Origin of the sequence: Marinobacter sp. CP1 (assembly GCF_001266795.1) — a bacterium.
In the GTDB taxonomy this organism is placed as follows: domain Bacteria; phylum Pseudomonadota; class Gammaproteobacteria; order Pseudomonadales; family Oleiphilaceae; genus Marinobacter; species Marinobacter flavimaris.
The window spans coordinates 4067975-4090159 of the sequence record NZ_CP011929.1 but is presented as its reverse complement, the minus strand read 5'-3'; the positions used below and the strand labels follow the sequence as shown (position 1 = coordinate 4090159).

Here is a 22185-nt window from a genome sequence, read left to right as displayed (position 1 = left end):
GATTGTCCCATGAAAATGCGCTTTGCCATGACGTTGCTTTTCGCCCTGCTCAGCATGCCCTCGTGGGCCGCCATGCAGACAGTGACGCTTTCAGTTCCGGGGATGACCTGTTCCGCATGCCCCATTACCATCAAGCTGGCCTTGAACAAGGTGGACGGTGTTTCACAAGTCGACGTGAGCTATCCGGATCGAGAAGCCGTGATTACCTTTGACGACACACGAACATCGGTGGAAGCCTTAACCCAGGCAACGGGCGATGTCGGCTATCCCTCCACCCTGAAATCCCTGGAAACGGACAGTAAGTGAGTTGTGATAAAGGACTCCAAGCGCCCTCTGTTACACGCGACTCGGCGCCTGCCGTGACAATGCCCCAGTAATTCAAGGAACTCGGAATGAATAGTGACAAAAACCTGCATATCGCTGTGATTGGTAGCGGCGGCGCAGCCATGGCGGCTGCCCTGAAGGCCGCGGAGCGCGGCGCCCGCATCACCCTGATCGAGCGCGGCATTATTGGTGGTACCTGCGTGAATACCGGCTGCGTGCCGTCGAAAATCATGAGTCGTGCCGCGCATATCGCGCATCTGCGCACGGAGAGCCCATTTGACGGGGGCGTCAGCGCCCAGATACCGAAGGTGGACCGGGCGAACCTGCTTCAGCAACAGCAGACGCGTGTCGAGGAACTGCGCGACGCCAAGTACGAAGGGATTCTGCGCGACCAGACGGCAATCACGGTCCTGAACGGTGAAGCCCGGTTTGTCGATGCCAATAACCTGGTGGTCCAGTTGAACGAGGGCGGCGAGCAGAACGTCCATTTCGATCGCGCCTTTATTGGCACTGGCGCCCGTCCCGCAGAGCCGTCGATACCGGGGCTGGCTGAGACGCCCTACCTGACCTCCACTAGTGCGTTGGTATTGGACACAGTGCCCGAACGGCTGATCGTGATCGGCGCTGGTTTCGTTGCCCTGGAGCTAGCTCAGGCCTTCGCCAGGCTGGGCAGCGAAGTCACTGTATTGGCCCGCAGCCGATTTCTGTCCAGTGAAGACCCGGCCATCGGTGAAGCCATGGAGGCAGCGTTCAAGCGAGACGGAATTGAGGTGCTCAAACAGACCCGGGCCAGCCGTGTGGACTATAGCGACAATGAATTCATCGTCGACACCCATTCGGACACTCTCTCCGGCACTCTGCGAGCGGATCAACTGCTGGTGGCGACCGGCAGGACACCCAATACCGACACCCTTAACCTGGCGGGCATCGGTGTGGAAACCTCCCGTGGCGCGATTCAGGTGGATGGGCAACTGCAAACCACGGTCCCCGCTGTCTATGCCGCCGGTGACTGCACCGATCAGCCGCAGTTTGTCTACGTCGCCGCTACCGGGGGCAGCCGGGCTGCGGTCAACATGACGGGAGGCGAGGCCACCCTGGATCTCAGCGCCATGCCGGGGGTGATGTTTACCGACCCTCAGGTCGCCACAGTTGGCCTGACAGAGGCCGAAGCGCTCAAGCAGGGCTACAGTGTGGACACCCGTCTGCTGGATCTGGAAAACGTGCCGCGAGCGCTGGTGAATTTCGACACCCATGGCTTTATTAAGATGGTGGCCGAGCGCGATTCGGGACGCTTGCTGGGGGTGCAGGCGGTAGCCGGGGAAGCCGGTGAACTGATCCAGACGGCAGTCATTGCACTTCGGTCACGGATGACCGTGCAGGACATCGGCGATGAACTGTTTCCTTATCTGACCATGGTGGAAGGCCTCAAGCTCTGCGCGCAAACCTTCACCAAAGATGTGAAACAGCTGTCCTGCTGTGCGGGATGAGTATTTGCCAAGGCGCCTTCAACCCAACCTCTATTATGCAAGTTCGGACGCTTTCTGGTGCCTTAGGCGAGCCATGAGCAGCTTGGCAACAATCGGTAACAGGGTAATGCCACTGACCAGGATCAGAAGCCCGGTCACCACCCCGGACTCAGATGCCATGAGCAAGCCACCAAACGCTGTGATCAAATACGCTGTCGGAATAACACCGGCCAGAGTTGCGACCACGAATCGCCAGAACGCGATCGGTGTCAGGCCGGCTGCATAGCTGACGGCATCGAAGGAGATAAAGGGCACCAATCGCGACGCAAAAATGACAAGCATCAACCCGCCCTGGGAGCGGTCCTTGCCCAGCCAATTCAATACCGGACGTACCCGCCTCCAGCGATGGATAACGTCGTACCCCAAGGATCGAGCAATGGCGAAAGCGATCAGTGCGCCGGCCTCAGCACCGATAACTACGATGACTGTTCCCCATAGCGATCCATAGGCCGCACCGGCAACCATGGCGATCGGGGCGCTGGGGATCGGGCTCAGGACAATGGCCGTGATCATCAGGCCAATGATACCCACCGGCCCCCAATACCCCAGTTGGTCAATCCATTCCGACAAGGCCGCCTTGTTGGTCACGGTGGTCAATGCTCCGGTCTCCAGCATGACCCAATAGATCGCAGCCAGTGCAACCAGCAAGAGCAGAACCCCGACTACTTTTGCTTTTGCGTTCGGTCTAACTCCCATACTTGCCATGGGTACCCGATGAAATTCATGCTTCAGGGTGGTAGTCATAATCTCCTCTGGCGTTCTTACTCGCGCGTCCAGAATCGTCCCTGTTTTTCGAAAACAGGTACTTGCCGAGGGCTGCGACGCCAAGTACCGAGTTATGGTGATTTCTGGTGTATGGAAGCAGGCTGAAGGGGTGGCGTATCCTGTTGGTTGATCTCCGCCAAGATCACAACCAACAGAGGAATGATACGCCATGCCCAAGTCTAACCTGCATGCTCTTTCACAACCAGAGGTAGCCAGCAACGACCCGTTGCACGAGTTGATCCGGCAGGGTGCCCGGGATCTGATCGCACAGGCCGTTGAGACGGAGCTGGAGAGCCTGTTGAAGCAGTACGCGGACGTCAAGACGCCGGATGGCCGCCGTGCTGTGGTGCGCAATGGGCACCTTCCCAAACGCGCTGTTCAGACAGGCGTCAGCGACGTAGAAGTCCAGGTTCCCAAGGTCCGGGACCGCAGTGGCTCTGGCATTCGCTTCAACAGCCACCTGCTGCCACCCTACCTGAAGCGCGCCCGGAGCCTGGAGGAACTGATTCCCTGGCTCTACCTGCGAGGTGTTTCCTCCGGTGATTTCCAGGAGGCCCTGAGTGCGCTGGTTGGTGAACAAGCCAATGGCCTGTCGGCCAACACAGTGTCTCGGCTCAAGGCGAAGTGGCTTGATGAGCACAAGGACTGGCAGCGACGAGACCTGAGCCAGAAGCGTTACGTCTACTGGTGGGCGGACGGCGTGTACAGCAACGTCCGCCTGGATGACCGGCTCTGCCTGCTGGTGATCATTGGCGTGACCGAGCACGGCCACAAGGAGCTGGTTGCGGTCGAGGACGGCCACCGGGAGTCCGAAGCCAGCTGGCGAGAGCTGCTCACGGACATACGGGAAAGAGGCCTGGAGCCTTCGCCCAAGCTAGCTGTTGGCGACGGCGCACTGGGCTTCTGGAAGGCCCTGAGCAAGGTGTTTTCCGTGAACACAAGGATTACTGAGGTCAGCCCCATGAAAACGATGGTTTACCGCCTGAATTCTGGCGTTTCCAGGCTTTTCCTGTTCGCGTTGGTTGCCGTCATGCCGGCCCTGGTTCAAGCCGAGTCTGCGAATGATGCCCAAGCAGTGAAAGCGCTGGCGACTGACTCCTCCGGCGCCCTGCTGGTGCTTCGGGATAGCGGCCTGCTTGTTCTTGATGATAAGACTGCCGCCGACATCCCGCTGCCACCGTCCGATTCCGGCGCTCAACCCCGTTCCATGGCAAAGGGCGCGGACGAACGCCTGTACCTGGCAGGGCCAGGCCTTGGCATCTGGCGCTATGAGTATGCTAGCGAGCGCTGGCATTCCCTCAATGACACCCTGCCGGATCTCGGAATCACCGCCATTGCCGCCCACGCCACCCAACCGGAAACGCTCTACGCCTATCTTGGTGAAGGTGGCATGTTCCGATCCAGGGACGGCGGTGGCGAATGGGTGAAGGTTGACGGTGGACCCCGGGAGCCGGTGCAGGCGTTCCTGCACTCGGATATGCCCGGCAGCATGGAAAGTGGCTGGCTGTTCGCGGGCACCACCCGTGGTGTGGCCCGTTCCATGGACTGTTTTTGCTTCTGGGGCGATGCCGGCGAATTGCGAGGGGCGGTGACGGCCATTGATTACGATCCTTCGGCCCCGGAGAACGTCTACGCCGTAATCGAGGGGCAACTTCACCACAGTTCTGACGGCGGCGAAACCTGGGTTGGCCTTGAAATACCCCAGGCAATCACCGCTCTGACATTCTCACCCAAGGAAGGACTCGTGGTGGGCACGGAAAACGGAGACCTGCTTTCGCGGAACGCCTCTGGCGAATGGGTGCCGGTTCATGAATAAGTGGTTTGTCCCGCTGGTCTTGCTCGTTGCCCCGGCCCTTCTGATGGCCGGTGGCGCGCCACCAAACAGCGACAGCTTGCCGACCGAAGTGGCCAAGGGTCGCCAGATCTACGAGCAATACTGCGCCGCCTGCCACGGATGGCAGGGTGAAGGTGCGGCCAACTGGAACAAACCGGATGAGAAAGGCGAAATGCCCCCGCCACCACACGATGAGACCGGCCACACCTGGCGCCACAGTGATGCCATGCTGTTCAGGATGATTGCCGAGGGATGGCGGCATCCCTTCAACAAAACAGATCGGCTGGCTATGCCAGCATTTGAGGACACCCTCACCGACGAGGAAATTCAGTGGGTGATCGAGTACCTGAGAACACTATGGACAGACGACCAGCGCCGCTATCAACAGAACGAAAGTCAGGACATTAACCAGGCCGAGAGCCCCTCCTGACTTCTCACGGATACCAGACAACACTCCTTTAAATCTCGGTAACTCGAAAATGTCGTTGAAGCAGCACTTCAATAAATGGTCATGGTTATTCGGTATAGCCGGTTTCAGTCTGGTGGTCGCTGCAATTTTCGTGTTGCCGCAGTACCTGAAGCCTGATCTGGATGCCGGTGTCACTTTTTACGCCACCGAGGGATGCGCACCTTTTGAAGGTCAGTGTATCGGGCGAAAGGGCGATCAAACCATCACAGTCGGCTTAGGTAATGAAGCCATCGAATCGATGACAGAGATTCCCATTCGTGTGCGTCTCGATAACATGACAGCAGACTCCCTGATCGTGGATTTCGAAGGGCTTGAAATGTACATGGGCGTGGTCCGCACCCAGCTGCTACCGAATGCCCAGGGTGTTTACCAGGGAACCATTACCCTGCCGGAGTGCGGTACCGGCAAGATGCTATGGCGGTCGAGGGTTATCATCGACAACGACCCTTCCAGTGAAGGTATCAAATTTGATTTCTGGGCAGTTTAACGGACTTACAAAACTTAGGGGACTAAATTCCTGATCTTGCAACCTGGGGAATTGGCGCCGCGTTTGCCATCGGCTGGACACCCTGTATAGGCCCCATACTCGGGGCCATATTGGCGCTCAGCTCCACGCATGCCAATGCTGAGGCGGGCATGCTGTATCTGGCGGCGTATTCGTTGGGGTTGGCTCTTCCTTTTCTCGGAACCGCCCTGTTTATTGAACACTTTCGGCAACGAGTACGCTGGCTCAGTCGCTGGAGTAGACTGCTGAGAGCGCTTGCTGGCTTGGTGCTCGTTGTAATGGGAGTAATGGTGCTCACCGGTCAGATGACACTCTTTGCGTCGTGGATGTTGTCGACGTTTCCGGTTCTCGGAAGGCTTGGTTGAGCTTCCTACAGCCAAACTACAGGGAACGGTCCATGGCTTCATGCTCAAATACTGCGTATAAACAGGTTTCATGAACAAATGGGGCCGCTATTTCGTTAACTAATGGCTTTGCATTGCCGAACCATTGAAGCGGCTCATTGTTCTTCAGGACTGAATTAAAAACCGGTTCGCAGTGGAGGATCTAGAACGTTCGCTTTTGTTTAGAAAGGCAGCGAAATCCTGGTGGTGTGGAATGGACATAGGGTGACTGTAAACCTCTCCCTTTCTTTTGGGCCCCAAGGTTGCCATACCAAACGAACTCGGTCAGCAACCATAAATCTTTCCCCTCTCCAGCGTCACCGACCATTAAAACTTTAGGCTCCGTTTCACGCAGGCACTGCTTGGATACCGATATTTGCGACGGCAGATGTAGGAAATTTCCCAACCGGTTTGCAGCGATATCGACTTACGACCGGCGTTTGAAATACAGATGATGTTTCCGAGTCATTTGATCAGGCGGATCGGGGCTCACCACCGGCAGGGATGCCAGGCAAACGCGACACCTGCCCAGTGGTGTGACGTGCCAGGGAGAGGCCTCGTGTCCACTTCTCTTTTTTCAATCCCTTTCGCCGCACAACCATAATAGGGTCGTCACAAGCGACGGTAATCACTGCAGCTGGCACATAATGAGGTGATGCTGGAGTCCGTTCGGGTCGTGGAAAGAGTTGAGGGCAAAACTTACTGTCAAATTACTTTCAGCGTCAGAACCGCACACGACCGCGCTGGGGCGGTTTGATGGCACCACCGAAGAGCGCTTTCATACCAAGACCACTCACGGACCTCAGCTAGACAGAAAACGGACATTCGGTCAGGGCCTCAAAGCTAAACACAGCCATTTCATCTAGTATGATTGGCGGAGTAAATTGCAGACGCTAGATGATTACGTGGCAGAGATTGCCATGCTCGGCTAAGCTATTTTCTTTCATCTATTTGCAGCGCGATTAATGATTCAAAGTCAGAAATAATGACGCGGTCAAAATTCTGAAATGATGAAAGGCTTAGCCTAATCACTGTTAAAATCTATGGAGGTTGCATTGGACTACGAGGGATTAAAGCTGATAGTTGAGGAGTTGACTGCGGCGAAGCTTGATCTTTTGATGATCAATGCGCTCTGTTTTTTAATCGCGCTATCCTTGATCTACTTATTCTCAAGGGCTAAGAAGTCTGGAGAGCTGCGAGAGATTAATAATAATTTCAATAAAGTTTTGCAACAGCAATCGGTTCTCACAACAGAGACCGAAAATATAAAAAAATCGCTAGAAAAAGACTTGGTTGATTATCAAATAAAGCTCAGCGCTTATCACCAAAAAAGTATCAGCGCAGTTTGTGAAATATATGAAGCAATACTAAGCCTGCGGGAAGCAGCAAAGAATTTAGGGTTTAGCAAAACTGACGAAGATGCGAGAGCATTTATTCGGACTATAGAGCACTTTCGGCGAATCTTTGATTACCAGAAAATCTGGATTTCTAATGAGCTTGAGTGTCATATCGAAAACGTAGCTATTGACATGGAACGAAAGTGCCAAAGTTTTGCAGCAGCAAATACTAGGGAGAAGTATATTCCAAACCTTTCAGAATCCAGGATCGATCAGTTAATTGAAGATCAAGAGGCATTCTACGATTATTTACACAAAGAAGTAAACGCAATATTCGATGAATTGGCTGAGAAGATTTCAGCTAGCGTAGCTCGGTAAAATTTTAACCAGTGGCTCAAGCCGCCGGTTTGCGCTGCCGCTCCAACCGGCGGCTTCGCCCGATATTAGGTTTCAGAATATAGGATTGAGTGAAACTCATGATTGAAAGCATTAAATTTTTATTTGGCGAGAAGCCTGGTTCCAACAATCTTTGCCTAGAAGCTACTCCCATAAACATTTTTGTGGGACCGAACAATTCTGGTAAAAGCTTGCTACTTAAAGAAATTGAACAATTATGCAACAACCCAGAGCCAAATAGAAAAATAATTGATGAGTTCAGAACAAAGCGGTTCTCTAAAGAAGAAATTACTGAGCTACTTCAGTCGAAAGAAACTGAAAAGCCTGAAGGTCATAGACATTTCGATGATCATATTTTTACCCAAAAAATAGATTTATTCAACAGCGATAATAATCATATAAAGCAGGTTAGTCTTCAAGAAATCTTCAACTTTATTGAAGGTAAAAATCAAAATTTTTCTTATTTTGCAGAGAATTTTCTTTCTTTGTACACAATTAGATTAGATGGAAAAACAAGATTTACTCTTACTGAACCAAAGCCCTCAGGTGATCTAACAAAAAACCCAAGAAATCAACTCATGGCTCTATTTCAGGATGATGATGCCAGGAAAGCCATCAGAATGATTACACATGAGGCGCTTGGTAAATATTTCGTAATTGACCCTACAGGAATGACATCACTTAGAATAAAAATGTCTGATGTAGAGCCTAGCCTTATGATAGAGCAAGGGCTTAATGAAGAGTCCCGAAGTTTTCATAGTAATGCTACAGATATTTCTGAAATGAGTGATGGCGTCAAAGCTTTCACAGGTTTAGTTTCCGCAACACTAAGCCAAGATTATAAAGTTCTATTGATTGATGAGCCGGAAGCCTTTCTTCATCCTCCTCTCGCCAGAAAACTCGGGAAAACACTTAGCATTCTCACCAAAGAAAAAGGCAGTAAAGTTTTTGTTTCCACTCATAGTTCTGACTTCGTTATGGGCTGTATCCAGGCTGGCCAGAATGTAAATATTACACGGCTAACCTATAATAAAGGTGTGCCAACAGCTCGAACTCTATCTTCAGAAACAATCTATGAAATGATGCGAAATCCACTCCTACGCTCAACTGGTGTGTTAAGTGCCATGTTTCATGAAAGTGTAATCGTGTCTGAGTCTGATGCTGATAGAGCTTTTTATCAAGAAATAAATGAGCGATTAAATTATTTTACTCATGATGGTTCTGTAGATAGTTTATTCATCAATGCACAAAACAAACAAACAATTGGAAGAATTGTTTCTCCATTAAGAAAAATGGGAATACCGTCTGCTGCGATTGTCGATTTGGACATCATTAAAAAGAGCCATGAATTCAAAGAGCTTTGTAAATCTTGCAACGTACCTCAAGCGCTTATAGAAAGTTGGGGAGTTCTAAGGGGTAGTGTCAACAGACTCCTAGAAGATAATGGGGTAAATTCTAATAAGCAAGGAATCGATGATATACCTGTAGAGCATAGAGGCACATTGACTTCCCTTCTTAACAATCTAAAGGAATATGGAATCTTTGTTGTACCAAGGGGAGCATTAGAGCAATGGTTACCTACGCTTGAAATTGAAAAAAATCGTCACGGTCCAAGTTGGATAATGGATGCTTTCGAAAAAATGGGGGAAAATCCTGAATCCCCTGGTTATATAAAACCCTCTGAAAACGACGTATGGCAATTCATGCGTAGTGTCTCAAATTGGGTAAATGAACCATCGAGATTCGGGCTTTGAAACCTAACAAGTGGCTGTTGTCGGACGTGGACTTGCCCAGATACACATTACAAACCCTAGCCTCAAACGGAGGCCATTGCAGTGGCATTGACCGCCTTACCCGAATGTCCGCGTTGCGACCTAAGCTTTTACTAGGCATGGGAAGCGGCCAAGTTATTGTTTCCATAACAAAATTTGACAGTGTCTGCTTGTTCAGACGATAAGGGACAGACAGCACTTGAAGACGCGAGTGTCCGCTTAACATCATTAACAGCCAAAACATTGTGTCAATTTCTAACCCCACTTCGATGACATTGCCAATATTTGTACGTAATTTAGATCACAATTGGAATCAGTCGATTGCTTGAGGCAAAGAAAATTTGTATCTATAGTTTTTGTATCTAGGCTTGGAGTCATAAAGCCTAACATATAGGCGCCAATCACTCACTCACTCACCAAAACATACAAAATTTAGGGGCGTATAAGTTCCTGTAGAGGTTGTAGACCTCACGCTTCATGTCATAAACCGGTGTTCGTGGGCAACACGCGTCGTAGGCCCGATAGAACGCTTCGCCGAAGCCACCAAACATCTGTGTCATGGCGATATCTGCTTCACGATCACCGCAGTAGACGGCCGGGTCAATCAGCCAGGGGCGGTCAGAGCCATAGAGCACGTTACCATTCCAGAGATCACCATGGAGAAGGCTCGGTTGCTCACAGTGGGCGTTCAGCCAGTCCGTCAGCAAGCCTCCGTGCTGGTCCAATACCTGTTCGAAGCGAGTCCTCTGACTGGCGTCACGAATACGTGAGACCTGGTAGCCAAGGCGGTCGTGGACAAAAAACTCACCCCAGTTGTCGCACCAGCGATTCGGTTGCGGTGCCAGGCCAATGTAATTGTCCCTGCCCCAGCCGTACGCCTCCTGACGCAGGGCATGCATTCTGGCCAGCCCTTCACCAAGCACCTCCCGCGCCCGATCTGAGCCACCGGAAGACCGGATGGCGGTGATTTCGAGTTCGGTTTCGTTCACCCGATAAACGTGCGGCACACCGACGTCAGTCACCCCGGCCTCATCAAGCGCGCTGGCAAGGCGTTCCAATCCCTCCGCCTCGCAGACCAGGGCATCGGCATAACCAGTTGCATTGTGTTTCAGGTGGGTGGAGGCCATCAGCGTTCTCTCTCCTTGAAGTCGTCGTGCCCGAACCGGTAGATTGAAATAAAGCCTGACACGACAGAACGAGCGGGAGCAAACCATGGATACCAAACGCTGGCAACTTCTGATATCCGGCCGGGTACAGGGGGTCTACTATCGCGCCTCCACGGAAAAGAAGGCCTCTTCCCTGGGCTTGACGGGGTTCGCTCGCAATCTGCCCGATGGACGAGTTGAGATTGTGGCCGAAGGCCCGGAGGAACGCCTGGACGAACTCAGAACCTGGTGCGCCGAAGGCCCACCGGATGCGCGTGTGGATGCGGTGGATATTGCGCCGGAATCGCCAACCGGGGAATTCAGCAACTTCAGCGTTCGTTAGGCAATACGCCTCAGCCAGAACGTCATGGGCTTGGCGGTTTCCGCCGCCTGATCCACATCTTTCCATGCATAGGTGGTGGTCAGCTCCGGTACCTTTCGGTAGCCGCGGTTGTGCCAGAATGGGTCCAGCGGCTGGTAATCGGCAGGTCTGAGCGGATGATCTTGAGGCCGCTCGACCGCGCAGAAACAGCAGTGCGTGAAACGGCTCTGTTCCCGGGCATAGCCTTCCCGGTGGTCGAAGAAGGCCACCCCGATGCCCTGCCCCCGGTAATTCGGCAGCAGCACCGACTCACCGAAATAGAAGATCTTGTCTGGCTCATAACCCTGCTCGATGAACGGCCCTTTGAACTCGTCCGTTTCGTGGTCCATCGGGATGCCCGTGGCGGCGCCAACAACCGTTTCGCCATCCAGGGCCAGCACGAAGAGGCTCTCTGGCGAGCGGGCGTAGGTATCGAGGTACTTGCGCTCGTAGTCCATGTCACCGTCGTACAGGTAGGGAAAATGGCGAAACACCTCGATCCTCAGGCGCGCGAGATCATCCAGGTATGGTTTAATCTGGTCACCGCTGAGCCGGCGTATTGAAACCGCCATAAACTACCCCCTGTCGAAAGGTCGGAGCATGCAAAAAGACAAGCCGTTTTCTCAAGCCTGCGAGAATAACAAAGCGCCGATTCTGGAAAAACTTGTCGAGCTTTTCAAACAGCCGGGCACCATTCTGGAAATCGGCACGGGCACTGGCCAGCACGCCGTTCACTTTGCCGCTCACTTACCCCACGTGGTTTGGCAGCCGACCGATCACCCTCAGAACGCCCAGCTTTCCCGGGCGTGGATCGACGACGCGCACCTTACGAATATCAACCCGCCCATTGCCCTGGAGGTATTGAACGGGGATTGGTCCAGCCTGCCCGCCATCGACGGCGCGTTCTCCGCCAATACGGCGCATATCATGGCCTGGGAAGAAGTGCAGGCAATGTTTCGCGGCCTGGCGGAGGCCCTACCCAAGGGCGCAATCTTCTGCCTCTATGGGCCTTTCAGCTATGGCGGTCGGCACACCAGTGAAAACAATGTACGGTTCGACCTGTCGCTGAGAACACAGGCGCCGCAAATGGGAATTCGGGATATGGAGGATCTCGAGGCTCTTGGTGAAGCAACCGGGCTGAAGCTTGAAAAGGATTTCGGGATGCCGGCTAACAATCGGTTGTTGGTTTGGAGAAAATCCTAGCTCGAACCCGGGAGGGTTCTTTCTACCCTGCCAATCGGCCAATAAAAAACCCCAGCATTTCTGCTGGGGTTTTGTATTGGCGGAGAGGGAGGGATTCGAACCCTCGAAACGCTATTAACGTTTACACACTTTCCAGGCGTGCGCCTTCAGCCACTCGGCCACCTCTCCAATAAACTGTTTCAAATCAGCAACGTCGTCGCTCATTTGAGGGCGCAAACTTTAATGGTTTTACGGGCGCTTGGCAACTCCCCCGGGGAAAATCGTCAAAAAAATTCGGGCGAGACGGGTTTTCTCTTTACCGGTTGAGCAGATTCAGGACTATCGTTAGTACAACGCCAAGTATAATCATCCAGTTTGTGGGGAGAGACTATTCATGCTGATGAAAGCCGAGCAATCGACGCTGTTGCTCATCGATGTCCAGGAAAAGCTGATGCCGGCCATTAGCCATGGCGACGAGGTGGTGGACCGCTGCATCGTGCTGGCCACCATTGCCGGACTCATGGAAGTTCCTGTGCTGGGCACCGAGCAGCTGCCGGACAAGCTGGGACATAATGTTGAAGCGGTCCGGGAGCTCTGCAACCAGACCCTGGCCAAGCACCATTTTGATGCCTGCCCCGATGGGCTCGTTGACCAGTTGCCGGAGGGCCGGCAGCACATTGTAATCGGTGGCTGCGAGACCCATGTGTGTATGATGCAAACCGCCCTTAGCCTGCTGGATGCTGGTTACAAGGTATGGGTGGTAGCCGATGCTACCGGCTCACGCAACGAGTTTGACCGGGACGTCGCTCTGGACCGCCTGAACGAGAGCGGCGCCAGGATTGTAACGCTTGAGATGGTGGCGTTTGAATGGATGCGTCATTGCAAACATCCGCAGTTCCGGAACATTCAGGCCCTGATCAAATAGAGGCATCCGGAAGGCTGGCGCCCACGTAACTAGTCACTTCAATTTCAGGTGGTTTCGAGGTTCGCAATGCTCAACATGGACTTTTCCAAAAAAGTCATCATCCGCACCGAAGAACAGGATTGGGTGCCCAGCCCTGCCGGTGGTGTTTTGAGAAAGCCTCTTGCCCGCGAGGAAGCAGAGCGTGGTCATGCGACCAGTGTGGTCAGGTACGAGCCTGGTGCCTCCTTCAACCGGCATGAGCACCCACTGGGCGAAGAAATCCTCGTTCTGGATGGGGTGTTTTCCGACGAGACCGGCGACTACCCGGCCGGCACTTATTTGCGGAACCCGCCAGGCAGTGGACACGCCCCTTTCAGCGAGGAAGGCTGCACGCTGCTGGTCAAGCTGCATCAGTTCGACGAACGCGATGGATCCACAGTGCGCATCGATACGCGCACTGCGCCGTGGCGGCCCGGTATGGGCGGGCTTGAGGTGATGCCGCTGCACGAATTCGAGCACGAGCATGTGGCCCTGGTGAAGTGGCCGGCCAATGAGGTTTTCCAACCCCATCGGCACTTCGGCGGAGAGGAGATATTTGTGCTGTCCGGTGAGTTTTGCGATGAACATGGTCGCTACCCGGCGGGCACCTGGATTCGGAGCCCCCACCTGAGCCAGCATCACCCGTTCGTGGACAAGGAAACAATCATCTGGGTAAAAACCGGCCACCTGCCGATCGAGACGCCATAAAAAAGGGCCCCGAAGGGCCCTGAAATGGTCAAGAGATCGCTGTGTGTTGCCAGTTCTGCCTGCTGAACGCGTCGTTGCTTGCACCGTCAGATGCCGTATTGAAGAGCTCTTCTTCGCCGGCCGGTATTGCAAACACGTGGTACGCCTCAGGGCCAAATGGATCCAGTGCGGTATCGAGGTATTCGAAGCTGTCTGGCACTGGTTCGCCCGAATAAGCGACTCGGAACTGCCGCTCAAGGGTTGGTGTGGTTACGTTCAGGGGCTGCTCCACCCAGAGGTAGACGGCCTTATGGGGCACGATGTATTCGCTGCGCACCACCCTGTAACCCTCTTTGAGCGTGAGCGTGGTCGGCTCTTTGCCCGGTTCCAGACGGAATTTGTGGATGGTCTTCATAGCTACTGCTCCTCTTTGGGTTGCTGCCTTTCACAACTCCATAATGGACAGGAACAGAGTTCGATAAAATAAGCTTTTGTGAGCTTTTAAGATCGATATTTTCGATGCAATCAGGCGTCACGATCACCCGTGTGAGCATCGACAATGGCACGGACGCCCTCATGGGCGGTTTTCCGGCCACGGGTGATGGCGAACAATTCATCCATGACGTCTTCAATTGAGGCAATCTGCTCTACCTCATACTGGCGGCAGACCTCCTCGCGGATTGAGGTTGGAGCAGCGAACACGCCATAGCCCTGGCTGCCAAATACCTTGATCAGTGCGCTGTCATCTACCCGGGCGACAAGTTTCATGCGAACCCCATTCAGGGAAAACCAGTTCATCAGTCGCTCGAAATAGGGTGCATCCGTGGCGTTGGCCAGCAACGGTTGGCCATTCAGGGATTCGGGAAACCCCTTTTTGAGCTTTCTTGCCAACTCTGGTGCAGCGAACAGGCTCATGCTGGATCCCGCCAGAGGGTGTACCGTGAGATTGCCGTCCTCCTGCAACCGTGGCACCCGGTCGGTCAAAACCAGATCCAGCTCCTTGCGTTTCAGGCTGAGCACGAGATCTTCGGTGCGCCCGGTCTGGCATTCAAGCTGGATGGACCGCTCGCCCGCCATCGCCGGCTGAAGCAGGTAGTAGGCAATCAGTTTGTGAATCGACGCGGAGACGCCGGCTCGCAGCGTCAGCGGGCGCTCGGAAGGATCAAGCCGCAGGGTTTCGGCAAGCTCACCGGTGAGGGCGAATATGTCGTCGGCGTAGCCGAGGATCAGCCGGCCGTAGTCTGTGAGGATCAGCTTGCGCCTTTCCCGGGAGAACAGGCGCCCACCCACTGAGGCTTCAAACGTGGCAAGCTGGCCACTGAGGGTCTGCGGCGCCAGTTCCAGAACTTCACTGGCTCGGGCGATCGAACCTTCCCGGCTGATCACCCAGAAATAGTAGAGATGGCGGAGGTTAAGCTGTTCCATTCCTTTGCCCTGCCCCCGGTTCAGGATGGCCGCGGAATCTTGAGGATTTCACCGAAGGTGACGTATTCGCTTCCCCCGAGACGGCCGATCGGATCAATCGCAGCGCCATTGAAGGTCAGGCGATTCTTGTCATCGTAACGGGCTGCATCATCAGATACCCATACCCGGGTGACTTTTCCGAATACCAGTGACTGGGGCCCGGCACCGATTTCCTTGATGTCGTAGAGCTCGCAGGCAAAAGCCACGTGGCAGTCCTTGAGCCGAGGCAGATTCGAGCCTTCGAAATCCACCAGCTCCATATCAAGATTTTTCAGTTCGGATTCGCCATGGGGCAAGGTTCGCGAGGATTCTGTGACCGCCGCGGCGAGATCCCGGTGGGCGATATGAACGACAAAATTCTTTCTCGCTTCAATGTTTACCCGGGTGTCTTTCGAAACGCCCTCCGCCGGTTTTTTACCAACGGAAATCATCAGCAACGGGGGATTGCTGGTGATCGGCGTAAAGAACGAGAATGGCGCCAGATTGTAGTCCCCATCCGGATTTTCACTCAGCACCCAGGCAACTGGCCTCGGAATCACTGTCTGGGTAAGGATGTGGTAGGCATCTTTCGGATCCATATCCTCGAAATCTATAAGCATCACTCTCTCCCGTTAACTGCAGCTTCGGGCGTTCGTTCGCGCAACAGCCACAAAGTCATCAATAACCCGTGAAGTATCAGGAAGGGTACGGCAACCATGACCAGACCGCCCCAGCCCAGCCAGCTCAGAATTGCGCCGGCAGACAGCGCCGCGGTCGCCTGGGAGCCAAAAACCATTATGTCGTTCAGGCCCTGGACGCGGAAGCGTTCGGCATCCCGATACCCCCGGGGCAGCAGCGTTGTGCCACCAACGAACAGGAAATTCCAGCCAACGCCGAGCAACAACAGCGCTGACAGATAGTGGTGGAAGCTGACACCACTCGCGGCAAGGGCAATACAGCCCAGATAGGCCAGCAGGCCCGCTGCCATCATCAGGGGAATGCCTACCACGCGTGTCAGCCAACCGCTGATCAGCGACGGAAGATACATGGCCATTATGTGGAGCTGGATCACCCGCTTGGCATCGTCGAGGTCATGGCCGGCCATTTCGGTCATGCTCAGCGGCGTCGCCGTCATGATGAAACTCATCACCGCATAGCCAATGGCCGCGGCACTCATGGCCGCCCAGATCAAAGGGTTCGCCATAATCTCCCGTAGGGGGCGGCCTCCTCCCGGCCGGGATTCCTGGACGCGCTCGGCCCCTGCCCGGTAACCGATAGCAAGGATCAGCAAAGCCGCACCCTGGACGGCCGCCAGCGCGATCCAGCTGACCAGAAACGGGTATTGCTCCGCCGCGCCGCTACCCAGACCCGCAACTTCCGGCCCGAGCCAGGCTGCGACCAGACCACCCAGCAACACGCGAGCGGCAGCAGAACCCGCCATACCCGGCGCCACGGATTCCATGGCCGCAAACCGATATTGGTGAACCACCGCAAGCCCGGTACCACCGACCACGGCCGCAAGACAAAGAAGGGAAAACAGACCAGTCCAGGACGCCAGGCCTCCCATAAGACCTGCAACAATGCCCATGATGGCACCCAGCAGCATCACGCGCTTGCGCCCAATGCGCTCCATTAACCAGGTTGCCGGTTTGATAGCCAGAACGGTGCCTACGACCACCAGCCCGACGGGAAGTGTTGCGTACTCGGGCGCCGGGGCGAGCATTCTGCCCTGAATGCTGCCTATAAAAACGATAAAAGGCGCTGTGCACATGGCCAGCGCCTGAGCGGCAACCAGGACCCAGACATTGAGGGGCATGGATTATTTTTTCCTGTAGATGATTCCGGGGTGGCACTGAACCATCTCATAGAGATGGGGCAAGCCGTTGAGCGATTCCGAGGCACCAAGAACCAGGTAGCCGCCCGGGTTCAGGGTGGCGTGCATCCGGGTGAGAATGTCCTTTTTCAGGTCCGCCGAAAAATAGATCAGAACGTTCCGGCACATCACAATATCGAACTTGCCCAGCATATAACGCTCAAGCAGGTTCAACTCCTTGAACTCCACCATGCTCTTGATCTGGGGTTTGATCTGCCAGCCACCGTTCAGGGACGGCGTGAAAAACTGCTTCTGGCGCTCTGGCGAGAGCCCCCGACCAATGGCAAGCATTTCATACTCGCCCTTGCGAGCCACATCAAGAACGCTTTTGGAGATATCCGTCGCGGTGATCTTTACATCCCGCAGCTTCCCGGGCCTCGCCCGCCGAAACTCCTCGACGATCATGGCAATCGAATACGGCTCCTGGCCGGTTGAGCAGGCCGCAGACCAGATACGCAAAGGCTGCATCGAGTTGCGCTCTGCGAATTCGGGAAGCAGTTTCTCCTGAAGAATCCGGAAAGGGTGATTGTCACGGAACCACAGGGTTTCATTGGTTGTCATCGCATCGATGACAGTCTCTTTCAGACCGCCCCGCCCGGGGCGCTTAAGGCGCTCGAGCAGTTCACCCAGGGTATTCAGGCTGTTCTCTTCAAGAATCCTGCGCAACCGGCTTTTGACCAGGTACTGTTTATTATCGCCCAGTAAAATCCCACAGGCATCCTGCAGGAACGATTTGAAGGCTTCATATTCCTGTGGCGTTATTTCCGCTTTCATTGGGTCTCTGTTCTGAGTGAATCTTTGAGCGGCTCCATCAACCCTGGTCGATGATTTCCATCACCCGCTCTGCCAGCTCGTCCGGACTGAACTTTGCCATAAAGTCGTCGGCCCCGACCTTCTTTACCATGGCCTGGTTGAACACACCGCTGAGTGAGGTGTGAAGCATAACAAACATATCCGAAAGCGCCGGGTCCTCTTTCACCTTGGTGACGAGGGTGTAGCCATCCATTTCAGGCATCTCCACGTCCGAGATGATCAGGGAGAAGTGATCCTTGGCCCGGGAACCATCCGCAGTGATTTCCTTCAGATGTTCAATAGCCTGCTTGCCGTCGTTTTTCAGCACCACTTCCATGCCAATTGCGGTGAGACACCGCTGTATCTGGCGCCGGGCCACGGATGAATCATCGACCACCAGCACGGGCAGATGCCCCGGTACCCTATCCGCGCTCTTACTCAGAACGGCTTCGGTTACGTCCTCCCCAAGCGGAGAAACTTCTGAAAGAATCTTCTCTACATCAATGATTTCGATAAGCTTATCATCAATTTTCGTGACAGCGGTAAGATAGACATCCTTGCCGGCCCCTTTGGGTGGAGGCAGGATTTCTTCCCAGTTCATGTTCATGATTCGCTCGACACCGCTCACCAGGAAACCCTGCGTTTTGCGATTGTATTCAGTGATGATGACGAAGCTGGTGGAGAGCTCTTCTTGCGGGATACCGGGCAGACCGATTGCCATGCTCAGATCGATAATGGGGATAGTCTCACCCCGGCTATGGGCTACGCCTCGAACAACCGGCCGGCTGTTGGGCAGGGAGAACAGCTTCGGACACTGCAGAACCTCTTTCACCTTGAACACGTTGATCCCGTAGATCTGACGCCCCCTGAGACGGAAAAGAAGCAGCTCTAGGCGGTTCTTTCCGACCATCTGAGTGCGCTGGTTGACACTGTCCAAAACCCCTGCCATTTCGATTCTCCTGGCTTGCCGGAATTACAACGGCATATATCTTGCTGTTCACTGAATAATAGCCTGATCGACGGAAACCCGTCATATCAGGGGTGGGTCAGCCCATTTAACGGCCACTTTTACCGAATCCTTAGCCTGATTCGGGCTTTTCTGCCCTGTTGTTGACAGCATAGGACAAACTGATACGTATGCGCATCACGAATTTCGCCCTACTACTGCTAATGTCTGGCCTGAGCACGCCGCTCCTTGCTGGAACGACAGCTGAACAGATTCAGAAAGCAACCCTGGCGTTTCTGGACAGCTTTGCGTCTGAACAGGCCGAGCATGGCTACACCGTTTCCTTCGAACCCGGTTCCATCGACAGCCGCCTCGCTCTCGCCGAGTGCGAAAAGCCTTTGAGTGTAGAGTTCAGCGGGGATCCATGGAAAAGCACCAGCCCGTCGTTGCAGGTAGCCTGCGAAGGAACCCGCCCATGGCGAATGTTTGTTACCGCTTCAGTCTCTATCCATGGGCCAGCCCTGGTGGCAGCGAGGCCACTCACACGTGGAGAGCGAATAACCGAAGGGCTGCTTGCGAAGCAGTCTGTTGAAATCAATTCATCCAGACGTGGCGTGATTACCGACTCGAAGCAGGCGATTGGCATGGAAGTGCGGCGCGCAGTGAATGCCGGATCGCTCGTTACACCAGACATGCTTTCGGCCCCGAATGCGGTCGAACGAGGCGATCATGTTATCATCACCGCCAAAACCGGTGGATTTTCAGTACGTTCCCGGGGCAAAGCCCTGGCAAGCGCCAGCGTTGGCGAACAGGTTCTGGTTGAGAATCTGCGCTCATCGCGCACGATAAGAGCCAGCGTTGTCGCGCCGGGCCACGTGGAGATTCCGATGTGAGCCGCGTGCGGCAGAGGCTTGCCGGAGCGGCAAGTGAATGCCGCAAAACCGGTCGTAAAAGCAGATGAAAAAAAGTGCTAAAAGTACTAAAGGTTTTCGCGGCGCCGCCGTTAAGAAGACATAAACTCGAGTAAGCGCCGCATTCGTGGCGCGACAGGCAAGCAGGTACAGATATGTCAGTTGACTTAAATGGAATTGGCCCCGGCCAGGTCAACACCCAGAGAACCACGGCCGACAAAAGCTCCGGCGCACAGAATACCCAGCCGGCATCCAACGAACAGGCGAAGACACAGGCCCAGGGGGCCCGTGGTGAGAACGTCAGCCTGAGCAATCAGGCAAAGAATCTGAAGCAGCTCGAACAAAAGCTGGGCGATTATCCGGAAATGGATGACGACCGCATCGAGCAGATCCGTTCCGCCCTCGAAAATGGCACGTACAAGATTGACGCCGAGAAGCTGGCCCAGAAAATGCTTGAGATGGATGAAAGCATTTTCGGGTGAGTAGACCATGGCCGCAATTGATGATTTGAAGACCCTTCTTTCCCAGGATATCAGCCAGCTTGAAACACTGGCTGACGTTCTCGGCAAGGAAAAGACCTGCCTTGCGAATTCCGACCTCCGCCAGCTGGACGCCCTGACCAGAGAGAAGAACGATCTCCTCGGTGCAGTCCGCGAACGCGCCAAACAGAAAATCCGAACGCTCGTACAAATGGGATATCGCCCCGAAAGTGGCGAGCCTTCCCGCTTTATTCGCAGCGCCGGATTCTCGGATCTCTTCGAACTCTGGCAGGAAGCGGACCAGAAGCTGCGAACCTGTCAGACGCTGAACCAGACCAACGGTCGCGTAATCAGCCACTTGCAAAAGCGTTTGTCGAGGCTCACAGATATTTTCCGCGGCGCCACCGGCCAGCAAAAGCTGTACGGTGCACAGGGTCAGCAGACCACGGTATCAAGCAGCACGGTGCTCGCCAGCGCCTGAGCCCGGACGCATGGCTCTGCCGAGCCATGCTTTCCACTTCATCGGGTGTAGATGGTCATCTGGGAGTCGGGATGAAACCGGATGTCGTGAATGCTCACGTTGCCCATTGAAGCTCCCTGGCCTCCCGTAACCCGTATATTGTCCATCCGAATTTCCTCGATGCGCTCAGGGAACGCCAGCATCAGGGCGCCATCTTCTCTTACCCGATAACGTGGCTCCCCTTCACGATAATGCACACCGGAAATGCTGAGATCTGAATCCAGGAAGTTCAGAACCGGCACGAAGATATTGGCGGAAAGCTTGAGACCTTCAATAACATCTGCGGATGCCTCGGAGCCCTGCTCCCCATTTCCTGCGGGGTTCTCCGCCATCTTGCTGACAATACCAATGCGCTGCAGCAAGGTCGGATCGCCCTGACCGGAAATCGCCGCCAGCTCGGCTTCGCTCATGGGGGCAAGATTGCCTCTGTCATAAAGTTCGCCGGCTTCCAGTATTGCCTGTGACGCCTCGGCCGAATTGCTGGCCGCAAAGGTTACCAGGGGCTGGAATGGCAGCGTGACCGCTGTTACCAGGGCGGCAGCGTTGCGATAGCGGGACTGGTGCTTGAGGACACGGTGCAGCTCCTTCTCGCTGATCCAGCCCGCCTGGATAAATACCTCACCCAGGCGCTGTCCCGATTCGCGCTGAAGCCTGAGGCCTTCGTTAACCTGCCCCTCAGACAGATACCCACGATTGATAAGCAATCGCCCGAGGCGTGATTTCTCTTCAAATCCCTGACGGATTCTCACCCAGTGTCTCCTTTTAAACAGTGAAAACCGTACAACCCGGCCCGGCCAGTGTGATCCATGACTTCCGATATCGGGAAGGTTAGCCGATCACACAACAATGTGCGTGGATGCAGTGCCCGTTTTACCATCACCATCTGGTAAGATCTGGCACCTGATAACAGAATTCGCCGAATTGTCGCAGGAAACACACCTGCTAATAACACGGAGAACGGCTGCAAATGACAAACATGGTAAAACCCCTGAAAACTGTGACACCCGTATTGCTTATGGCACTCGCCCTGCTCATGCCGACTGCCGCGGTGCAGGCGCAAACCAATGAGCAACTGGCCAGTGATCCTCTTCCGAAGGTCCGCATGGTGACCAGTGAAGGCGCTATCGAGCTTCAGCTTCGCCCGGATGTTGCGCCCGAAACGGTCGACAATTTCCTGCAGTACGCCGAAGACGGTTTTTTCGACGGCACCATCTTCCATCGGGTTATACCCGGGTTCATGATCCAGGGCGGCGGTTTCACCCGGGATCTCTCCCGCAAGTCCACTCGGGCCCCTATCCGCAATGAAGCGAAAGAGACACTGCCGAACCTTCGTGGAACCATTGCGATGGCTCGCACCAGTGCGCCTGATTCCGCCACGTCCCAGTTCTTTATCAACCTTTCCGACAACGGGTTCCTGAACGCCGGAGTTCGCGGCCCGGGTTATGCGGTTTTTGGCAAGGTGACCGAGGGCATGGGCGTTGTCGATGCCATTGCCCGCAAACAGACCACCCGGAAACAGGGGATGGCCGATGTGCCGGTTGAACCTGTGATCATCGAAACCGTCACCGTGGTCGACCCCGAAGGCTGACACC

The 22185-nt window shown here is 54.6% G+C and carries 25 protein-coding genes, 1 tRNA gene and 1 pseudogene; 16 read left to right on the top strand and 11 right to left on the bottom strand.

Going from position 1 to position 22185, the window contains the following annotated elements; translation table 11 throughout:
* Positions 1–9: 9 nt before the first annotated feature.
* Both merP and merA read left to right on the top strand, forming a co-directional pair.
* Positions 10–306 (top strand): mercury resistance system periplasmic binding protein MerP, encoded by a 297-nt coding sequence (gene merP / locus ACP86_RS18840; RefSeq protein WP_011784884.1) that lies wholly within the window; start codon positions 10–12, stop codon positions 304–306.
* A gap of 86 nt (positions 307–392) precedes the next feature.
* A complete protein-coding gene (merA, locus tag ACP86_RS18835; protein ID WP_053115051.1) occupies positions 393–1811 on the top strand; it encodes a mercury(II) reductase in 1419 nt (472 codons plus the stop codon).
* Between the two features lie 33 nt (positions 1812–1844).
* Here merA and ACP86_RS18830 read toward each other — a convergent pair whose 3' ends face one another.
* Complete coding sequence (locus ACP86_RS18830; RefSeq protein ID WP_053115050.1) at positions 1845–2594, bottom strand: TVP38/TMEM64 family protein; 750 nt, start codon at positions 2592–2594, stop codon at positions 1845–1847.
* Positions 2595–2784: 190 nt separating this feature from the next.
* On the opposite strand from ACP86_RS18830, the pseudogene ACP86_RS22735 reads away from it, so the two are divergent.
* From ACP86_RS22735 to ACP86_RS18795, 6 genes and pseudogenes are all read left to right on the top strand, one after another.
* Positions 2785–3543, top strand: a pseudogene (locus ACP86_RS22735) (IS256 family transposase); the annotation flags it as partial.
* An 880-nt stretch (positions 3544–4423) separates the two neighbouring features.
* Positions 4424–4879: a c-type cytochrome gene (locus ACP86_RS18815; RefSeq protein WP_011784882.1), complete on the top strand. Its 456-nt coding sequence runs from the start codon at positions 4424–4426 to the stop codon at positions 4877–4879.
* Positions 4880–4928: 49 nt separating this feature from the next.
* On the top strand, positions 4929–5405 hold the full coding sequence (locus tag ACP86_RS18810; RefSeq protein WP_011784881.1) for a hypothetical protein: 477 nt from the start codon (positions 4929–4931) through the stop codon (positions 5403–5405).
* Positions 5406–5431: 26 nt separating this feature from the next.
* Positions 5432–5788: a cytochrome c biogenesis CcdA family protein gene (locus tag ACP86_RS18805; RefSeq protein WP_227507908.1), complete on the top strand. Its 357-nt coding sequence runs from the start codon at positions 5432–5434 to the stop codon at positions 5786–5788.
* Positions 5789–6861: 1073 nt separating this feature from the next.
* Positions 6862–7521, top strand: a complete 660-nt coding sequence (locus ACP86_RS18800) for a hypothetical protein (RefSeq protein ID WP_139216053.1) — start codon at positions 6862–6864, stop codon at positions 7519–7521.
* Positions 7522–7619: 98 nt separating this feature from the next.
* Positions 7620–9293, top strand: a complete 1674-nt coding sequence (locus ACP86_RS18795) for an ATP-dependent nuclease (protein WP_053115048.1) — start codon at positions 7620–7622, stop codon at positions 9291–9293.
* A gap of 431 nt (positions 9294–9724) precedes the next feature.
* Here the strand turns inward: ACP86_RS18795 and ACP86_RS18790 are convergent, their stop codons facing one another.
* Complete coding sequence (locus ACP86_RS18790; RefSeq protein ID WP_053115047.1) at positions 9725–10438, bottom strand: fructosamine kinase family protein; 714 nt, start codon at positions 10436–10438, stop codon at positions 9725–9727.
* Between the two features lie 85 nt (positions 10439–10523).
* On the opposite strand from ACP86_RS18790, the gene ACP86_RS18785 reads away from it, so the two are divergent.
* Positions 10524–10799 (top strand): acylphosphatase, encoded by a 276-nt coding sequence (locus ACP86_RS18785; RefSeq protein WP_053115046.1) that lies wholly within the window; start codon positions 10524–10526, stop codon positions 10797–10799.
* Here ACP86_RS18785 and ACP86_RS18780 read toward each other — a convergent pair.
* Positions 10796–11389 (bottom strand): GNAT family N-acetyltransferase, encoded by a 594-nt coding sequence (locus ACP86_RS18780; RefSeq protein ID WP_053115045.1) that lies wholly within the window; start codon positions 11387–11389, stop codon positions 10796–10798. The genes ACP86_RS18785 and ACP86_RS18780 overlap by 4 nt on opposite strands.
* Positions 11390–11417: 28 nt before the next feature.
* On the opposite strand from ACP86_RS18780, the gene ACP86_RS18775 reads away from it, so the two are divergent.
* Complete coding sequence (locus ACP86_RS18775; protein ID WP_053115044.1) at positions 11418–12020, top strand: DUF938 domain-containing protein; 603 nt, start codon at positions 11418–11420, stop codon at positions 12018–12020.
* A 77-nt stretch (positions 12021–12097) separates the two neighbouring features.
* On the opposite strand, the gene ACP86_RS18770 is transcribed toward ACP86_RS18775, so the two are convergent.
* A tRNA-Ser gene (locus tag ACP86_RS18770) sits at positions 12098–12188 on the bottom strand.
* 205 nt (positions 12189–12393) lie between these two features.
* Between ACP86_RS18770 and ACP86_RS18765 the strand changes: the two genes are divergently transcribed.
* Together ACP86_RS18765 and ACP86_RS18760 are read left to right on the top strand one after the other, a co-directional pair.
* Positions 12394–12924 carry an isochorismatase family protein gene (locus tag ACP86_RS18765; RefSeq protein ID WP_008174446.1) on the top strand — a complete coding sequence of 177 codons (531 nt, stop codon included), beginning with the start codon at positions 12394–12396 and terminating at the stop codon, positions 12922–12924.
* 66 nt (positions 12925–12990) lie between these two features.
* The gene (locus tag ACP86_RS18760) at positions 12991–13650 is read left to right on the top strand and encodes a cupin domain-containing protein (RefSeq protein WP_053115043.1); all 660 of its coding nucleotides are present in this window, start codon (positions 12991–12993) and stop codon (positions 13648–13650) included.
* 28 nt (positions 13651–13678) lie between these two features.
* On the opposite strand, the gene ACP86_RS18755 is transcribed toward ACP86_RS18760, so the two are convergent.
* The 6 genes from ACP86_RS18755 to ACP86_RS18730 form a co-directional block, all read right to left on the bottom strand.
* A complete protein-coding gene (locus tag ACP86_RS18755; protein ID WP_014576948.1) occupies positions 13679–14044 on the bottom strand; it encodes a hypothetical protein in 366 nt (121 codons plus the stop codon).
* A gap of 110 nt (positions 14045–14154) precedes the next feature.
* On the bottom strand, positions 14155–15054 hold the full coding sequence (locus ACP86_RS18750) for a LysR family transcriptional regulator (protein WP_014576947.1): 900 nt from the start codon (positions 15052–15054) through the stop codon (positions 14155–14157).
* 20 nt (positions 15055–15074) lie between these two features.
* Complete coding sequence (locus ACP86_RS18745; RefSeq protein ID WP_053115042.1) at positions 15075–15692, bottom strand: flavin reductase family protein; 618 nt, start codon at positions 15690–15692, stop codon at positions 15075–15077.
* Positions 15692–16888 (bottom strand): MFS transporter, encoded by a 1197-nt coding sequence (locus tag ACP86_RS18740; protein WP_053115041.1) that lies wholly within the window; start codon positions 16886–16888, stop codon positions 15692–15694. Before ACP86_RS18740 ends, ACP86_RS18745 begins: the two co-directional genes overlap by 1 nt.
* A 3-nt stretch (positions 16889–16891) precedes the next feature.
* The gene (locus tag ACP86_RS18735) at positions 16892–17719 is read right to left on the bottom strand and encodes a CheR family methyltransferase (protein WP_008174436.1); all 828 of its coding nucleotides are present in this window, start codon (positions 17717–17719) and stop codon (positions 16892–16894) included.
* Between the two features lie 37 nt (positions 17720–17756).
* Positions 17757–18686 carry a chemotaxis protein CheV gene (locus ACP86_RS18730; protein ID WP_008174434.1) on the bottom strand — a complete coding sequence of 310 codons (930 nt, stop codon included), beginning with the start codon at positions 18684–18686 and terminating at the stop codon, positions 17757–17759.
* Positions 18687–18874: 188 nt separating this feature from the next.
* On the opposite strand from ACP86_RS18730, the gene flgA reads away from it, so the two are divergent.
* From flgA to ACP86_RS18715, 3 genes are all read left to right on the top strand, one after another.
* Entirely contained in the window at positions 18875–19576 is a 702-nt protein-coding gene (gene flgA / locus ACP86_RS18725; protein WP_008174432.1) for a flagellar basal body P-ring formation chaperone FlgA, read from the top strand.
* 173 nt (positions 19577–19749) lie between these two features.
* Positions 19750–20076: a flagellar biosynthesis anti-sigma factor FlgM gene (gene flgM, locus ACP86_RS18720; RefSeq protein WP_008174429.1), complete on the top strand. Its 327-nt coding sequence runs from the start codon at positions 19750–19752 to the stop codon at positions 20074–20076.
* A gap of 7 nt (positions 20077–20083) precedes the next feature.
* Positions 20084–20554, top strand: a complete 471-nt coding sequence (locus ACP86_RS18715) for a flagella synthesis protein FlgN (protein WP_008174427.1) — start codon at positions 20084–20086, stop codon at positions 20552–20554.
* 38 nt (positions 20555–20592) lie between these two features.
* Here the strand turns inward: ACP86_RS18715 and ACP86_RS18710 are convergent, their stop codons facing one another.
* Positions 20593–21342 carry a hypothetical protein gene (locus ACP86_RS18710; protein ID WP_053115040.1) on the bottom strand — a complete coding sequence of 250 codons (750 nt, stop codon included), beginning with the start codon at positions 21340–21342 and terminating at the stop codon, positions 20593–20595.
* A gap of 227 nt (positions 21343–21569) precedes the next feature.
* Between ACP86_RS18710 and ACP86_RS18705 the strand changes: the two genes are divergently transcribed.
* The gene (locus tag ACP86_RS18705) at positions 21570–22181 is read left to right on the top strand and encodes a peptidylprolyl isomerase (protein ID WP_413540230.1); all 612 of its coding nucleotides are present in this window, start codon (positions 21570–21572) and stop codon (positions 22179–22181) included.
* The last annotated feature ends 4 nt before the right edge of the window (positions 22182–22185 follow it).

What these genes read in the sequence shown, in the direction of transcription:
- ACP86_RS18735 (WP_008174436.1), bottom strand. Translation starts at nt 17,719, where the DNA reads ATGAAAGCGGAAATAACGCCACAGGAATATGAAGCCTTCAAATCGTTC.
- ACP86_RS18705 (WP_413540230.1), top strand. Translation starts at nt 21,570, where the DNA reads ATGGTAAAACCCCTGAAAACTGTGACACCCGTATTGCTTATGGCACTC.
- merA (WP_053115051.1), top strand. Translation starts at nt 393, where the DNA reads ATGAATAGTGACAAAAACCTGCATATCGCTGTGATTGGTAGCGGCGGC.
- ACP86_RS18740 (WP_053115041.1), bottom strand. Translation starts at nt 16,888, where the DNA reads ATGCCCCTCAATGTCTGGGTCCTGGTTGCCGCTCAGGCGCTGGCCATG.
- ACP86_RS18745 (WP_053115042.1), bottom strand. Translation starts at nt 15,692, where the DNA reads ATGCTTATAGATTTCGAGGATATGGATCCGAAAGATGCCTACCACATC.
- ACP86_RS18780 (WP_053115045.1), bottom strand. Translation starts at nt 11,389, where the DNA reads ATGGCGGTTTCAATACGCCGGCTCAGCGGTGACCAGATTAAACCATAC.
- merP (WP_011784884.1), top strand. Translation starts at nt 10, where the DNA reads ATGAAAATGCGCTTTGCCATGACGTTGCTTTTCGCCCTGCTCAGCATG.
- ACP86_RS18790 (WP_053115047.1), bottom strand. Translation starts at nt 10,438, where the DNA reads ATGGCCTCCACCCACCTGAAACACAATGCAACTGGTTATGCCGATGCC.
- ACP86_RS18815 (WP_011784882.1), top strand. Translation starts at nt 4,424, where the DNA reads ATGAATAAGTGGTTTGTCCCGCTGGTCTTGCTCGTTGCCCCGGCCCTT.
- ACP86_RS18755 (WP_014576948.1), bottom strand. Translation starts at nt 14,044, where the DNA reads ATGAAGACCATCCACAAATTCCGTCTGGAACCGGGCAAAGAGCCGACC.
- ACP86_RS18715 (WP_008174427.1), top strand. Translation starts at nt 20,084, where the DNA reads ATGGCCGCAATTGATGATTTGAAGACCCTTCTTTCCCAGGATATCAGC.
- flgM (WP_008174429.1), top strand. Translation starts at nt 19,750, where the DNA reads ATGTCAGTTGACTTAAATGGAATTGGCCCCGGCCAGGTCAACACCCAG.
- ACP86_RS18785 (WP_053115046.1), top strand. Translation starts at nt 10,524, where the DNA reads ATGGATACCAAACGCTGGCAACTTCTGATATCCGGCCGGGTACAGGGG.
- ACP86_RS18795 (WP_053115048.1), top strand. Translation starts at nt 7,620, where the DNA reads ATGATTGAAAGCATTAAATTTTTATTTGGCGAGAAGCCTGGTTCCAAC.
- ACP86_RS18830 (WP_053115050.1), bottom strand. Translation starts at nt 2,594, where the DNA reads ATGACTACCACCCTGAAGCATGAATTTCATCGGGTACCCATGGCAAGT.
- ACP86_RS18760 (WP_053115043.1), top strand. Translation starts at nt 12,991, where the DNA reads ATGCTCAACATGGACTTTTCCAAAAAAGTCATCATCCGCACCGAAGAA.
- ACP86_RS18730 (WP_008174434.1), bottom strand. Translation starts at nt 18,686, where the DNA reads ATGGCAGGGGTTTTGGACAGTGTCAACCAGCGCACTCAGATGGTCGGA.
- ACP86_RS18775 (WP_053115044.1), top strand. Translation starts at nt 11,418, where the DNA reads ATGCAAAAAGACAAGCCGTTTTCTCAAGCCTGCGAGAATAACAAAGCG.
- ACP86_RS18765 (WP_008174446.1), top strand. Translation starts at nt 12,394, where the DNA reads ATGCTGATGAAAGCCGAGCAATCGACGCTGTTGCTCATCGATGTCCAG.
- ACP86_RS18750 (WP_014576947.1), bottom strand. Translation starts at nt 15,054, where the DNA reads ATGGAACAGCTTAACCTCCGCCATCTCTACTATTTCTGGGTGATCAGC.
- ACP86_RS18810 (WP_011784881.1), top strand. Translation starts at nt 4,929, where the DNA reads ATGTCGTTGAAGCAGCACTTCAATAAATGGTCATGGTTATTCGGTATA.
- flgA (WP_008174432.1), top strand. Translation starts at nt 18,875, where the DNA reads ATGCGCATCACGAATTTCGCCCTACTACTGCTAATGTCTGGCCTGAGC.